The following is a 14,649-nucleotide window of genomic DNA, read 5'->3' as shown; positions in this document are numbered from 1 at the left end:
AAGGATGCGTGACTACTACTCGCCGGCGGCCGAGTTCTACGAGATGGTCGCCACCAGGCACATCGTCAGCAGCGGCCCCCCGCTGAGCGCCGTGCTCAAGGAGCTGGACCCGGCCGGGGGGCCGATCCTGGAGATCGGAGCGGGAACGGGCCGGGTCACCGAGGTCATCGCGGCCGCCCTGCCCACCGCCGAGATCGTCGCGATGGAGCCCTCCCCTCCGATGCGGGCCATTCTCACCAGCCGCGTCGCCGACGACCCGGGCCTGCGCGAGCGCGTCACCGTCGTGGACACCGCGGCCCCCGACCTGCCGCCGCTCGACCGGATCTCGGCGGCGGTGATCTTCGGCGTGGCCGGGCACCTCACCGAGCCCGAGCGCCGCACCCTGTGGGCCCGCCTGCGGGAACGGCTCGCGCCCGGCGGGGTCATCGTCGTCGAGCTGATGGGGGTGCGCACTCCCAGGACCATCCCACCGACCCTTTCGCTGCGCGAGACGATGGGGCGCCAGGTCTACGAGTGGTGGCTGGCGGGGGAGCCGCTCGGCCCCGGCCTGATGCGCTTCACCACCACCTGGCGGGTGCTCCGGGACGGCAGGACCGTGCGCGAGGTGAGCGACGGCTACGACTGGCACACCCTCGACACCGCCCAGATCGCCCGCGAGGCGGGCATGACGAGCCGCCGCATCGCCCACGCCGGCGGCGAGGTCACCCCCGAGATCGCGGTGCTGACGCCATGACCGCCCCCCATGCGTCACCGCCTCAGGCATCGCCGCCCCGCGGATCGCGGCGCTGGACCCTGGCCCTGGTCAGCACCGCCGGGGCGCTGCTGACGCTCGACATCACGATCGTCAACATCGCCGTGGAGGACATCGCGGCGGACTTCCGGGCCGGCCTCGCCGATCTGCAGTGGGTCGTCGGCGTGTACCCGCTGGTGTTCGCCGCGCTGCTGCTCCCGGCCGGATCGTTGTCGGACCGGCTCGGCAGACGGGAGGTGTTCCTCGCCGGCGTGGCCGGCTTCACGCTCGCGTCCGGCCTGTGCGGGATCGCGGGCAGCCCCGAGATGCTGATGGCCGCGCGGGCGATCCAGGGCATCGGCGGCGCGGTGACCTTCGCGCCCGCCATCCCGCTGCTGGTGTCGGCCTTCCCCGCCGAGCGCAGGGCGTCCGCGATCGGCGTGTTCTCCGCCGTGGGAGCCGCCTCCGCCGCGCTCGGGCCGCTGGCCGGCGGCGCCCTGGTCGAGGTGTTCGGCTGGCGGTCGATCTTCCTGGTGAACCTGCTTCCCGGGGTGATCCTGCTCGCGGGCGCGCTGCTCCGCATCACCGCCCCGCCGCGCGAGTCCTGGGGCGGCCCGCTCGACCTGCCCGGCGCCGCGCTCGCGGCCGTGGCCCTGTTCGCGATCAACTACGCCGTCGTGGCCGGAGCCGACCACGGCTGGCGGAGCGCCGACGTCGCCGTGGCGGCGTGCGCCGGCCTCGCCGGGCTGGCCGCGTTCGTCCTGGTCGAGAGGCGCGCCGCGCAGCCGCTGCTCGACCTGCGGCTGTTCCGGATCGCGTCCTTCGCCGGCGCCGCCGCCCTCAGCTTCCTCACCCGGGTGCTGCACCTGGGACCGCTGGCGTACCTGGTGCTGTGGCTGCAGGGCATGCTCGGCTACTCGCCGCTGGAGACGGGAATCCGCTTGGTGGCACTGTCCGCGGCGGTCATCGTGACGAGCCTGGCCGCCGGACGGCTCCTGGGACGCACCGGCCCGGCCGCCCTGGTGACCGCGGGCTTCGTCGTGATCGCGCTGGGGTTCGTGTTCCTCGCCCAGGTCGGCGCCGAGACGCCGTGGACGGTCGCGCTGCCGGGCCTGGTGCTGCTGGGAGCCGGAAGCGGCCTCCTCTACGCACCCCTGATGACCGTCTCGGTGTCGGGCGTGCCCCCGGCGCGGGCCGGCATGGCCAGCGGCCTGGTGAACGCGTTCTTCCCGCTCGGCACCGCGATCGGGGTCACGGTGTTCGGCGCGCTGCTGTCCGCCCAGGTCGGCGCCGCCCTCGCCGACGAGCGCCTGCGTACGGCGGTGGAGGCCGGCCGTTTCGCCGAGGTGCCCGCGACGTCCCTGGCCGCCGCCAGGACGGCGTTCGCCGACGGGATCGCCGCCATCGGCCTGGCCGGAGCGGCCCTCGCACTCGTGGGCGCGCTGACCGCCGCGGCCACCCTGCGCAGGCGTGCGAGCCCCGCCACGCCACCCGTCCCGGCGGAGGAAAAGGCCGATGGCCGTCACGGCCGATGAGTTCCGCCGGTTCATGGCCCAATGGCCGTCGGGCGTCGCCGTCGTCACGACGGCCAACAGAGGCGTCCCCGCCGGCTGCACGGTGAACGCGGTCATGTCGCTGTCGGCGGCACCCCCTCTGCTCGTCGTCTCGCTGAGTGAGACGAGCCGCACCCTGCCCGCGATCCGCGAGTCCGGGCGCTTCGGCGTCAGCCTGCTCAGCCGCGACCAGCGCGACCTGTGCGAGAGATTCGCCCACCGCCCCCCGCACGAGCGCTTCGGCGACGACCTGGCCGTGGAGACGAGGCACGCGATCCCGATCCTCGCCCACGCCTGCGCCGCCGCGGTGTGCCGGGCCGTGGATTACCTGTCGTACGCCGACCACACCCTGATCGTGGGCGCCCCCCTGTGGCAGTCCGCCCACCGGGAACGCTCCCCGCTGGTGCTCCAGGCCCGCGCGTACCACGACCTGGCATCGACCAGATCACCGGCTATCTGCGACAGGCCGAGGTGAAAGGGGAGCACACCCAGCACATGACCATCGACCTGCCGGTGAACATCGACGGCGACCAGGCGGCCACCTCGGCCGGCTCGCTGGGTGCACTTCCACCGCGACGACCGCGGGGTCAGCGGGCGGTGTAGCCGCCGTCGGCGGTGAGTACGCTGCCGGTCATGAAGGAGGAGTCGGCCGACAGGACGAACTCCACGACCGCGGCGATCTCGGATGGCTCGGCCAGGCGGCCCAGGGGGATGTTGGCCGCCGCGTCCGCGAGCGTCCTGCCCAGGCGCTGCTGTTCCCGCTCCATCATGGGGGTTCTGGTCCCGCCGGGCGCGACCGCGTTGAACCGGACGCCCTGCGCGGCGTGCTCCAGCGCGAGTACGCGCATGAGGTTGATCACCCCGGCCTTGGACGAGCCGTACGCGCTCAGGCCGGGGGCGCCCACGGTGCCGAGTTCGGAGGCGATGGCCGCGAACGAGGGTGTCGGTGATGCCGACAGCAGTGGCACCGCGGCGCGGGCCAGCACGAACACGGCGCGCAGGTTGACGCGCATCACCTCGTCGAAGATCTGCGGTGTCGTGTCCGTCGCGGGAGCGGTGTAGCCGATCCCGGCGCAGGCGGCGACGCCGTCGAGCCGGCCCTCGGCGCGTCCGAGGTCGTCGAGGAGGGACTGGACGGCGACCTCGTCGGCGACGTCCAGCGCCCGGGTGGTGATCCCCGGGCTCAGCCTTCGCAGGCCGTCCTCGTCCAGGTCGGCCGCCCAGACCCTCCAGCCGTGGTCGCGGAGACGTTCTGCGGTCGCGGCGCCGATCCCGGACGCGGCGCCGGTCACCAGGGCGATCCCAGGCAAGGCGGGTTCCTTTCAGTGGACGCGGTGAGGGTCGTTAGTCATGGATGACTGATGATCCTTGTTGGTGACGAATCTGGATGAGGGTCAATCTGACCCCGCGTGTGGGCGGATGTCCAGGGCCGTGGCGGTCAAGGTTCGATAACGCCCTGAAGGGGGCGGGTTCCTCGTCTTGTGGTCCGGATGTGAAATCGGCGTGAACAGGTCGCCCGCTCTGGACAAGTCTGGAAGACCTCTGTCACATTTGACGAACTCCCGCCGAACGCGACAGAGCGCCCCTCCCGCGGGCTTCCCAGCGGGCCGCCGATCTCGGAATGCCGATCTCGGAACACGGAGAGGACACCAGTGGATCTCAGCTCGGACCAGTGCTTTCTTCGGGCGGCGCGGGTGTTCCCCGCCCTGGGCGACGGCGCGGGGGATGTCCTGCACGACGCAGTGGTGGAGCTCCGGGGCGAGCGCGTCGTGCGGGTGTGCACGGCCGCGGACGCCGCGGAGGATCTCGCCCGCCCCGGAGTCCGGGTGATCGACTACGGCGACGCCACCGTCGTCCCGGGGTTCGTGGACGCCCACTGCCACATCACGCTGACCGGGGACGGCACCCCGTACGAGCGGCAGGTCCTCGACTCCGACGAGATGATGGCGTTGATCGCGGTCAGCAACCTGCGCCGGCACCTCGCCTCCGGCGTGACCACCATCAGGGACAACGGCGGGCGCAACCGGGTCGTGTTCGAGGTCAGGGAGGCCGTCGAGCGGGGCTACGTCAACGGCCCGCGCATGCTGCTCGCCGGCCGTCCGATCACCCACTCCCACGGGCACTTCTACTGGTGCAACGGCGTCGCCGACGGCGCCGACCAGATCCGTGCGGCCGTGCGGCGCCTGGTGGCCGAGGGCGCCGACCACATCAAGATCATGGCGTCGGGCGGGGCGACCGCGGGCAACATCCCCTACTACTCCTCCTACACCGCGGCCGAGATGCGGGTCGCCGTGGAGACGGCGCACGGCCTCGGCCGGCCCACCACCGCCCACTGCCGCGCCACGTCCTCCATGCTCAACGCGGTGAAGGCGGGCCTGGACTGCATCGAGCACGCCGAGTTCCTCGTGCCCGGGGAGATGATGGAGTTCGGCGGCGGCGTGGCCTCCAGCGGGCACATGGTCTACGACCCGGCGGTGGCCCAGAGCGTGCACGAGGCGGGCACCTTCATCAGCTTCACCGCCCAGACCGGCGGCTGGGAGACCCTCGTCGAGCTGCGGCGGCGGGCCGGGCACGGCGCGCTCGGCCCCGCGGACAAGGGCCGGGTCTCCGCCCTTGAGGCCTACTTCGACATGAAGCTCGGCATCCTGTCCTCGATGCTGGCCGACGGCCTGGGCCCGCGCATCGCGATCAGCACCGACGCGGGACCGTACGACGTCTCCTTCGGCGGCCTCCAGCACGGCATCGAACTGGCCGTGGCGGCGGGCATGGCGCCGCTCGCGGCCATCCGCGCGGCGACCGCCGTCGCCGCCGAGGCGTGCGGGATCGGCGACCGGGTGGGCACCCTGGCCCCCGGCCGCCTCGCCGACATGGTCGTCGTCGCGGGCGACGCCACCCGTGACGTGTCCCGGCTGTGGGACGTGCGGGCCGTCTACCAGGGCGGCCGTCTCGTCGCACCGCTGGTCGCCAGCTCGGGCGTGGACACCGGGCCGGTCCCCCTCCGGCCCGTACGCCGCGCCGCCCCCGTCCCCGACTGCTGACGCGCCGACCCAGGACCACCACCCTCTGCCGGGAAGTGAGCGGAACGATGTACCCACGAGACCTCAGGGGATACGGCCCCCGCCCGCCGCACGCGGACTGGCCGGGCGGCGCCAGGGTCGCCCTGCAGTTCGTCGTCAACTACGAGGAGGGCGGCGAGCGCTCGGTCCTGCACGGGGACCGGTGCTCGGAGGCGTTCCTGACCGAGGAGCCGACGCGCGAGCTGCCCCACATCCGCAACCTCAACGTGGAGTCCCAGTACGAGTACGGCACCCGGGCCGGCTTCTGGCGGCTGCGCCGGCTGTTCACCGAGCGCGGCATGCCGGTGACCGTGTTCGGCGTCGCGACCTCCCTGGAGAGGAACCCCGAGGCGGTGGCCGCGATGAACGAGGCGGAGTGGGAGATCGCCTGCCACGGGCTGCGCTGGATCGACTACGCCGAGATGCCCGAGGAACTGGAGCGGGAGCACGTCCGCCAGGCCGTAGAGCTGCACACCAGGGTCACCGGCCGCCGGCCGGAGGGCTGGTACACCGGCCGGACGAGCCCTCACACCCGCCGCATCGTGGCGCAGGAGGGCGGCTTCCTGTACGACGCCGACTCCTTCGCCGACGACCTGCCCTACTGGGAGCAGGTCGGCGACCGGGCCCACCTGGTCGTCCCGTACACCCTCGACAACAACGACGGCCGGTACCTCAACACCTACGGCTTCCAGTCCGAGAGCTTCTCCGCCTACCTGCGCCGGGCCCTGGACCTGCTCCGCGCCGAGGGGGACGACCGGCCGAAGATGATGAGCGTCGGGCTGCACACCCGGATCGCGGGACGCCCGGGCAGGGCCGCCGACCTGGTGCGCTTCCTCGATCACGTGGCCGAGGCCGGGGACGTGTGGGTCGCCCGGCGGGCCGACATCGCCCGCCACTGGCGCCGTACGCACCCGGCCGCAACGTGGCTGCCGGGCCTGCCGGACTCCGCCGGCGCGGTGGGGCGGGCATGAGAGTCGTCGTGACCGGGGCCTGCGGCTTCGTCATGAGCGTGTTCGCCCGGCGCTTCCTGCGGGACCACCCGGAGGCCACGGTCCTGGCCCTGGACGCCGGCGAGCCGGACGACGTGTGGCGGGCGTACCTGGCGGACGTGGCCGGGCGGGTGGAGTTCGAGGTCTGCGACGTGCGCGACCGCGACCGCCTCGCCGGCCTGTTCGACCGGCACCGGCCCGCCGCCGTGGTGCACGGCGCCGCCGTGACCCTGGTGCCCGAGTGGGAGCGGGAGGACCCCGGGCGGTTCCTGGACGTCAACGTGATGGGCACCGCCGCCGTCCTGGACGCCGCCAGGCGCACGCGCTCGGTCCGCCGCGTCGTCCACCTCAGCAGCGCGGCCGTCTACGGCGCCGGCGACCCGGGGCGTACGGAGCCGCAGGACGAGGACACCGCCCTGGAGCCGGACGAGATGTACGGCGTCAGCAAGGCGGCCGGCGAGCTGGTGGCCAGGAGGTTCGCCACGCTCTACGGGATGAGCGTGCCGATCGTGCGCTGCGTCAAGGTGTTCGGCCCGATGGAGCGGCCGACCGCCACGCGCGCGGTCATGTCGGTGCCCTACCACCTGGCACGCGCCCGCGTCGCCGGCACGCCGCTCGCGGTGACGCCGAGGACGCTGCGGGCGGCCGGGGACTGGATCAGCGCGGCCGACGTCGCCGTGGCGCTCGGCCTGCTGTGCACCAGGGCCGGCGTGGAGAGCGCCGCACTCAACCTGTCCGGCGGGGTGCTCACGCCGGTGCCGCGGCTGGCGGAGCTCTTCGGCGTGGAGCTGGTGGGCGACGCGGAGCGCGCGGTCCTCGACGCCGGCCCCTCGTCGCGGTCCGGCAAGAACGGGGCCTGTCACGCCGGACGGGCGGCCCGGCTGCTGGGCTGGCGGCCGCGCGGCCTGGCGGAGCAGGTGGCCGAGTACCGCGACTGGGCCCTCGCGCACCCCCACCTGTTTCACGATCACGAGCTGGAAAGGCGGAAATAGTGAACTTCACTCGTCAAATATGGCCAGATAGTCAAATTTACCGGAATGAAACCGGATGTGTTGGTCAATCGCAATCTCTGAGGCGTGTTCTGGTCGCACAACCGTCTGGAGGAGCACATGGCATCGGAACGCTCCCACCCGCTCACGCCCTCGCCCGACGGGCCCGGCCCGTCGGCGCGGCCGGCCCTCGGTGATCCCGTGACCGGCGCGCGGCGCACGACCGGGACCGCCATGGCCGAGGCTCTCGCCGCCAACGGGGCGGACCTCGCGTTCGGCATCCCCGGCACGCACAACCTGGAGCTCTACCGGGGGATGGCGGCCTGCGGGATCCGGCACGTGGTGACCCGGCACGAGCAGGGCGCCGGCTACGCCGCCGACGGGTACGCCCGCGTCACCGGCCGGCCGGGCCTCGTCGTCACGACCAGCGGCCCCGGCCTGATGAACGCCATGGCCGCGATGGGCACCGCCTACGCCGACTCCGTCCCGCTCCTGGTGATCTCGCCCGGCGTGCCGACCGGCCGGGAGCGCGCCGGCTACGGCTGGCTCCACGAGATGAAGGACCAGCGTGCCGCCGCTGACGGCGCGGTGGCGCGCAGCGTACGGCCCGGGACGCCGGCCCAGGCGGTCGAGGCGATCCACGAGACCTTCGCCCGGTGGGCGGTCGAACGCCCCCGGCCGGTGCACATCGAGGTGCCGCTGGACGTGCTGGAGGCCGGCTGGGACGGCGAGGTGCCGCGGCCGTGGCGCCCGCCCTGCCCGCCGGCCCCGTCCCCGCGGGCGGTGGCCGAGGCCCTCGGCCTGCTCGCGGGGGCCGCGTCCCCGGTGATCGTCGCGGGCGGAGGCGCGGCCGGCGCCGCCGCGCCGCTGCGGCGGGTCGCCGAGGCGGTGGGCGCCCCCGTCGTCACCACCACTGCCGGCAAGGGCGTGCTCGACGAGGACCACCCGCTGGCCGTCGGCGCGTTCCCCGGTCTTCCGGCGGCGCGGGACCTCATGCGCGAGGCCGACGTGCTGCTCGTCGTGGGCAGCGAGCTGGGCGACGCCGAGGTGCCGGAGGGCCTGGCCCCGCGCGGGGCGGTCATCCGGATCGACCTCGATCCGGCCCAGTCGCACAAGAACGTCCGCGCCACGCTGCCCGTCCACGCCGACGCCGGGGAGGCGCTGACCGCGCTCGCGGCCGGGCTCGCCCCCTCCTCCGCCGCGCGCCGCGCAGGGGAGCGCAGGGCGGCCGGCGTCCGCGCCCGGTGCCTGGAGCAGGCCGCGGTCCACGGCGGACGGTGGCGCGCGGTGCAGGACGCGCTCCGGGACGCGCTGCCCCGGGACATCGTCGTCGTGGGGGACAGCTCCCAGGTCTCCTACCTGGGCACCACGCCGTTCTGGCGGTTCCCCGCGCCGCGCGCCTACCTGATGCCGGTCGGCTACTCGACGCTCGGCTACGCCGTGCCGGCGGCGATCGGGGCGCGGCTGGCGGACCCGGCGCGGCCGGTCGTGGCCCTGCTCGGCGACGGCGCGTTCATGTTCAGCGCCCAGGAGCTGGTCACCGGCGCGGAGCTGGGGCTGCCGCTGCCCGTGGTGATCCTGGACAACCACGGCTTCGCCGAGATCCGGCAGAACATGCTCGACCGCGGCATCGCGCCGTACGCGGTGGACCTGGCCCGCCCGGACTTCGCGGCGCTCGCCCAGGCCATGGGCTGCCACGGCGTACGCGCGGCGGACGCCGCCGAGGCGGCCAAGCAGGCCGCCGTCGCGCTCACGGCCGACCGGCCGACGGTCATCGTGATGGAGGTGGGACCGTGATCGACGTCCGCAACTTGATCGACGGGCAGTGGCGCGAGGCCGCCGACGGGCGCCGCGCCGAGGTGGTGGACCCGAGCACCGAGAAGGTGATCGCCGCCGCGCCTCTGTCCGCGGCGGCCGACGTGGACGCCGCCTGCCGCGCCGCCGAGCGCGCCTTCGCCCGCTGGGGCCGCACCACGCCCCGCGTACGGCAGGACGTGCTGCTGCGCCTGGCCGGCGAGGTCGCCGCCCGCGCCGCGGAACTGGCGGAGACCGAGTCGGCGAACACCGGGAAGCCCCTGGCCGCCGCCCGTGCCGAGGTCGCGGAGTGCGTGGACGTGCTGCGCTTCTTCGCCGGGGCCGCGCGCCTGCTGGAGGGCAGGTCGGCGGGGGAGTACCTCGACGACCACACCTCGATGATCAGGCGCGAGCCGGTCGGGGTCTGCGCGCAGGTGACGCCGTGGAACTACCCGCTGATGATGGCCGTCTGGAAGATCGCCCCGGCGCTGGCGGCGGGCGACACCGTGGTGCTGAAACCGGCCGAGACCACTCCGCTCACCACCGTGCTGCTGGCCGGGATCGCCGCGGAGATCGTGCCACCCGGCGTGGTGAACGTGGTGTGCGGCGACCGCGAGACCGGGCGCGCCCTGGTGGCCCACGAGATCCCCCAGATGGTGTCCATCACCGGGTCGGTGACGGCCGGGATCGAGGTCGCCAGGGCGGCCTCGGCCTCGCTCAAGCGCCTGCACCTGGAGCTCGGCGGCAAGGCCCCGGTGCTCGTCTTCCCGGACGCCGAACTGGACGCCGCGGTGCGCACGGTCGCCGAGGCGGGCTACGCCAACGCGGGCCAGGACTGCACGGCGGCGACCCGGGTGCTGGTGCACCGGAGCGTGCACGACGAGTTCGTCGCCGGGCTGACCGAGGCCGCGGCCGGCGTACGCGTGGGGCCGCCCGCCGACCCGGAGGCGGTGTTCGGCCCGCTCAACAACGCCGCCCAGCTCCAGCGGGTGGCGGGGTTCGTGGAACGGCTCCCCGGGCACGCCACCGTGACCACGGGCGGCACCCGCGCCGGCGGCGCCGGCTACTTCTTCGCCCCCACCGTCGTCTCCGGCGTGCGGCAGGCCGACGAGGTGGTGCGCGAGGAGATCTTCGGGCCCGTGGTGACCGTGCAGACCTTCGACACCGAGGTCGAGGCGGTGGCGCTCGCCAACGACACCGTCTACGGCCTGGCCTCCAGCGTGTGGACGCGCGACAACGCCCGCGCCCTGCGCGTCGCCGCCCGGCTCGACTTCGGGGCGGTGTGGCTCAACACCCACATGACCCTGGTCTCGGAGATGCCGCACGGGGGCTTCAAGCACTCGGGCTACGGCAAGGACATGTCGGCCTACGGGTTCGACGACTACACGCGCGTCAAGCACGTCATGAGCTTCACAGGGACGCGCTGAGCGGATCGGACCGGATCGCGGCGGGGGCCGGCGGCCGGGATCGGCCGGATGGACGACCATCCGGCATCGGTAAGGAAAGGTAAGTGAGCACGTGAAGGTTTCACGCACTTTGCGGGCCGTCACCACCCTGGCGCTGGCCCTCGCCGTCACCGCCTGCGGTGGCGGCGACGACGGCGGCGCGTCCGGCGGCGGCACGGTCACGTTCGCCGGCTACGGCGGCACCGGGCAGGAGGCGCTGGCCAAGGCATGGCTCGACCCGTTCGCCGGTCAGAGCGGCGTCCGGGTGGTCCAGGACAACCCGGTCACCTACGCCAAGATCCACCAGATGGTCGACGCCAGGAACGTCACCTGGGACGTGGCCCAGGGCGGCGTGGACTTCGGGCTGGAGGACAACCCCCGCCTGGAGGACATCGACTGCTCCGTCGTCGCCTGCGATGACTACGCGGACGGGCCGTTCAAGATCTACAAGCAGGGTGTGCCGCTGTTCGTCTTCTCGATCGTGCTCGCCTACAACACCGACAAGTTCGGCGCCTCCCCGCCGCGCAACTACGCCGACTTCTTCGACACCGCGAAATACCCCGGCAAGCGGGCCATCGACGGCACCGCGGGCTTCCAGGGCATCCTGGAGGCGGCGCTGATGGCCGACGGCGTGGCCCGCGACGAGCTCTACCCCCTCGACGTCGGCCGGGCGCTGAAGCTCCTGGAGCCGATCAAGGACGACCTGATCGTGTTCAAGGACGCCGGGGAGTGCATCAACCTGATCTCCTCCGGCGAGGCCGTCATGGGCAACTGCTACAACGGGCGGGTCAAGCTGGCCAAGGACGAGGGCCGGCCCATCGACAACGCCTGGGGCCAGCAGATCTACCTGTGCGACTACCTGTTCGTGCCCAAGGGCGCCCCGAACAAGGCCAACGCGATGAAGCTCATCGCCCACATCGCTGCCGCGGCCAACAACGGGAAGATCACGCAGTTCATCCCGTACGGCCCGGCCAACCCCAAGGCGACGGCGTCCGGCGAGTACGCCGCCGACGCCCCCACCGCCCACGTGCTGAAGGGCGAGGACGCCCCGATCATCATGGACAGCGCGTGGTGGAACGCCAACATGGAGAAGGCGATCGAGCAGACCACCGCCTGGCTGGCGGGCTGAGGATCGAGGAGCACAGGTGAGTGCGCTCTCCCAGATCCCCGCTCGCGGGCTGGAGCGTGACCCCGTGACCGGCCCCGGCGGCCGGGCCGGCGACGGCGGGGGCACACCGGCCCCCGCGCGGCGCCGTTTCCCCCGGCCCGACTACTGGAGCGGCGTGGGCCTTCCCGGTCTGCTGTTCGTGATCGCGGCCTTCGCCGTCCCCATGGTGGTGGTCGTGGTCAAGAGCCTGACCGACCCCTCCCCGGAGAACTACGCGGCGATCTTCAGCAGCGCCGTCTACCAGCGCTCGGTCTGGGACACCCTGCGCATGGCGCTGGTGGTCACCGGGCTGTGCCTGCTGATCGGCTACCCCTACGCGTACGCCATGGCGCGCTCCGGCCGGGCGATGCGGACGTTCCTGACCGTCGCGCTGATGCTCGCGTTCTGGACCAGCCTGCTCGTGCGCACCTACGCGTGGCAGATCATCCTGAACGACACCGGCATCGTGAACACCGTGCTGCGCGAGTGGCTCGGCCTCGTCTCCGAGCCGGTCCGCCTGATCAGGACCCCGTTCGCGGTCTACATCGGCATGGTGCACGTCCTGATGCCGTACGCCGTGCTCGCGCTGTTCGCCCAGCTCCGCTCCATCGACCCCGACGTGGAGCGGGCGGCGCGGGGGATGGGGGCGCGGCCGTGGCGCGTGTTCGCCCGCGTGACGCTGCCGCTGTCGCTGCCCGGCGCGGTGGCCGGCGGGGTGCTGGTGTTCGTGCTCGCGCTGGGCTTCTACATCACCCCGCAGCTCCTCGGCGGCGCCCGCCAGATCTACGTGGGGCAGGCGATCATGCAGCAGATCGAGCAGTTCCTCAAGCCCGGCGTCGGCGCCGCGATGGCGGTGCTGCTGTTCGCCGCGGTGCTGGCCGTGCTCGCCGTCGCCGCCCGCTTCGTGGGGCTGGGCAGGATCCTCGGCGTCGGCATGGGCAGGCGGCGATGAGGGCCGGGCCGGGCGTGCGGGTGTTCGCCTGCCTGGTCGCGCTGGTGTTCGTCGCGCCCACCCTGATCGTGGCGGCGACCGCGGTGACCTCCGGTTCGATGGTGGCCTTCCCGCCCAACGGGTTCTCCCTGCGCTGGTTCGAGGAGGTGCTCACCGACCCGGAGTGGCTCACCGCGCTCGGGAACAGCGTCCAGGTGGGGCTGCTGGCCGCGGTCCTGGCGATGGTCGCGGGCACCTCGCTCGCCTTCGCGGCGGCGCGCGGGCGCTTCCTCCCGCCGAGCCTGGTCACCGGCCTGGCCGTGCTGCCGATGACCGTGCCGCTCGTCGTCGCGGGTATCGGCTTCTACCTCGTCTACATCCGCGTCGGCCTGTCCGGGAGCGTGCTGAGCCTGGGCCTCGCGCACGCGGTGCTCGGCCTGCCGTTCGTGTTCGTCAACGTCCTGGCCGCGCTCACCGGGGTGGACCGCCGCGTCGAGGAGGCCGCCCGGGTGTCCGGCGCGACCGAGACGGTCACGCTGCTGCGGATCACGCTGCCCCTGGTCGCCCCGGCGGCGCTGGTCGGCGGGGTGCTGGCGTTCGTCTCCTCCTGGGACGAGGTCGTCGTCGCCCTGTTCCTGAACACGCCGCAGTTCCGCACCCTGCCCGTCGTGATGTGGAGCCAGGTGCGCTCCGGCGTCGAGCCGTCCATCTCCGCGGTGGCGACGCTGATCACCCTCGTCTCGCTGGTCATGGCCGCGCTGGTGCTGCTCGGCCCGGCCCTGCTGAAAAGGATTAGGAGGAGGACGTGACCGAGACCGAGACCGGGACCGCGCCGACCGGGACTCCGCCGACCGGGATCGCGCCCCGGACCGGGTCCGGGGCGCGGGTCGAGCTGGCCGGCATCGTCAAGACGTACGGGGACGTGCGCGCGGTCGATGACGTGTCGCTGACCGTCGAGCCCGGCCAGTTCCTCACGCTGCTCGGCGCCTCGGGGTCGGGCAAGACCACGCTGCTGCGCATCATCGCCGGGTTCGTCGAGGCCGATGGGGGACGGGTGGTGCTGGACGGCCGGGACATCTCCCAGGTGCCGGTGCACCGGCGCGAGATCGGCATGGTGTTCCAGAACTACGCGCTGTTCCCGCACCTGTCGGTCGCCGCCAACGTCGCCTTCCCGCTGGAGATGCGGCGCGTGCGCCGCCGCGACCGCGCCGCCCTGGTCGAGCGGGCGCTGGAGGCGGTGCAGCTCGCCGGATACGGCAGGCGTTCGCCCAAGGAGCTGTCCGGTGGGCAGCAGCAGCGGGTGGCGCTGGCGCGGGCCATCGTGGCCCGGCCGCCCCTGCTGCTGATGGACGAGCCGCTCGGCGCCCTGGACCGGCGGCTGCGCGAGGCCATGCAGATCGAGATCCGCCGGCTCAGCCGCGAGCTGGGGCTCACCGTCATCAACGTCACCCACGACCAGGAGGAGGCGCTGACCATGAGCGACCGCATCGCGCTGCTCGCCGGCGGGCGCCTGGTCCAGTACGGCACGCCCGAGGAGCTGTACGGCCTGCCCAACAGCGAGGTCACCGCCCGCTTCCTCGGCGAGTCCAACCTGTTCCGCGGACCCGTGCGGCACGAGGGCTCCGAGGCCGTGCTCGCGCTGCCGCACGGGCGGATCCTCGTCCCCGGCGACGCGCGGGGGGAGGGCGAGGCGGTCGTCGTGGTGCGGCCCTCCGCCATCCGCATCCGGCCGGCGGGCACGGGCCCGTCGCGGCCGGCCGTCTCCGAGATGCCCGGCGTGGTCAGCGCCGACATCTACGCCGGCGACTCGCGCAAGGTCCTCGTCGCGGGCGCCGACGGCGCGGAGCTGGTCGTCAGGTGCGAGTCGGGCGCCCCGCTGCCGTGCGCGGTCGGCGACGAGGTCGTCCTGGAATGGGACGCCGACTCCTGCCACATCATCCCCGGGGCCGCCTGACCCCGGCCGTCCCGCCCGCGATCCAGGGGCGCCGCCGCGGGCGGCGCCCCGTACGGGCCTG

General features: G+C 73.5%; 13 protein-coding genes. 12 read left to right on the top strand and 1 reads right to left on the bottom strand.

Annotation, left to right across the window (positions count from 1 at the left end):
- Window positions 1-4: 4 nt before the first annotated feature.
- The 3 genes from HNP84_RS25300 to HNP84_RS25290 are packed head-to-tail and all read left to right on the top strand — an operon-like array spanning window position 5 to window position 2,758.
- Window positions 5-733, top strand: coding sequence for a class I SAM-dependent methyltransferase (locus HNP84_RS25300; protein WP_185052400.1), 729 nt, complete (start codon window positions 5-7; stop codon window positions 731-733).
- Window positions 730-2,265 carry an MFS transporter gene (locus HNP84_RS25295; protein WP_185052399.1) on the top strand — a complete coding sequence of 512 codons (1,536 nt, stop codon included), beginning with the start codon at window positions 730-732 and terminating at the stop codon, window positions 2,263-2,265. Before HNP84_RS25300 ends, HNP84_RS25295 begins: the two co-directional genes overlap by 4 nt.
- A complete protein-coding gene (locus HNP84_RS25290) occupies window positions 2,246-2,758 on the top strand; it encodes a flavin reductase family protein (protein ID WP_185052398.1) in 513 nt (170 codons plus the stop codon). Before HNP84_RS25295 ends, HNP84_RS25290 begins: the two co-directional genes overlap by 20 nt.
- A gap of 112 nt (window positions 2,759-2,870) precedes the next feature.
- Here HNP84_RS25290 and HNP84_RS25285 read toward each other — a convergent pair whose 3' ends face one another.
- Entirely contained in the window at window positions 2,871-3,593 is a 723-nt protein-coding gene (locus HNP84_RS25285; RefSeq protein WP_185052397.1) for an SDR family NAD(P)-dependent oxidoreductase, read from the bottom strand.
- Window positions 3,594-3,935: 342 nt separating this feature from the next.
- Between HNP84_RS25285 and HNP84_RS25280 the strand changes: the two genes are divergently transcribed.
- The 9 genes from HNP84_RS25280 (at window position 3,936) to HNP84_RS25240 (ending at window position 14,588) form a co-directional block, all read left to right on the top strand.
- Window positions 3,936-5,321, top strand: coding sequence for an amidohydrolase family protein (locus HNP84_RS25280; RefSeq protein WP_185052396.1), 1,386 nt, complete (start codon window positions 3,936-3,938; stop codon window positions 5,319-5,321).
- 47 nt (window positions 5,322-5,368) lie between these two features.
- Entirely contained in the window at window positions 5,369-6,310 is a 942-nt protein-coding gene (puuE, locus tag HNP84_RS25275) for an allantoinase PuuE (RefSeq protein WP_185052395.1), read from the top strand.
- Window positions 6,307-7,320 carry an NAD-dependent epimerase/dehydratase family protein gene (locus HNP84_RS25270; protein WP_185052394.1) on the top strand — a complete coding sequence of 338 codons (1,014 nt, stop codon included), beginning with the start codon at window positions 6,307-6,309 and terminating at the stop codon, window positions 7,318-7,320. The genes puuE and HNP84_RS25270 overlap by 4 nt, the downstream gene beginning before the upstream one ends.
- A 117-nt stretch (window positions 7,321-7,437) precedes the next feature.
- Complete coding sequence (locus HNP84_RS25265) at window positions 7,438-9,114, top strand: 5-guanidino-2-oxopentanoate decarboxylase (protein WP_185052393.1); 1,677 nt, start codon at window positions 7,438-7,440, stop codon at window positions 9,112-9,114.
- Window positions 9,111-10,538 (top strand): aminobutyraldehyde dehydrogenase, encoded by a 1,428-nt coding sequence (locus tag HNP84_RS25260; protein ID WP_185052392.1) that lies wholly within the window; start codon window positions 9,111-9,113, stop codon window positions 10,536-10,538. Before HNP84_RS25265 ends, HNP84_RS25260 begins: the two co-directional genes overlap by 4 nt.
- Before the next feature lie 91 nt (window positions 10,539-10,629).
- Window positions 10,630-11,685, top strand: a complete 1,056-nt coding sequence (locus HNP84_RS25255) for an extracellular solute-binding protein (RefSeq protein ID WP_185052391.1) — start codon at window positions 10,630-10,632, stop codon at window positions 11,683-11,685.
- Window positions 11,686-11,701: 16 nt separating this feature from the next.
- Window positions 11,702-12,655 carry an ABC transporter permease gene (locus tag HNP84_RS53410; protein WP_185052390.1) on the top strand — a complete coding sequence of 318 codons (954 nt, stop codon included), beginning with the start codon at window positions 11,702-11,704 and terminating at the stop codon, window positions 12,653-12,655.
- Window positions 12,652-13,443: an ABC transporter permease gene (locus tag HNP84_RS25245; protein WP_185052389.1), complete on the top strand. Its 792-nt coding sequence runs from the start codon at window positions 12,652-12,654 to the stop codon at window positions 13,441-13,443. Before HNP84_RS53410 ends, HNP84_RS25245 begins: the two co-directional genes overlap by 4 nt.
- On the top strand, window positions 13,440-14,588 hold the full coding sequence (locus HNP84_RS25240; RefSeq protein ID WP_221336722.1) for an ABC transporter ATP-binding protein: 1,149 nt from the start codon (window positions 13,440-13,442) through the stop codon (window positions 14,586-14,588). Before HNP84_RS25245 ends, HNP84_RS25240 begins: the two co-directional genes overlap by 4 nt.
- The last annotated feature ends 61 nt before the right edge of the window (window positions 14,589-14,649 follow it).

It is taken from the genome of Thermocatellispora tengchongensis (genome assembly GCF_014202315.1).
GTDB lineage: Bacteria > Actinomycetota > Actinomycetes > Streptosporangiales > Streptosporangiaceae > Thermocatellispora > Thermocatellispora tengchongensis.
The sequence above is the reverse complement of the archived record's forward strand: the minus strand, read 5'-3'. Positions and strand labels throughout refer to the sequence as shown.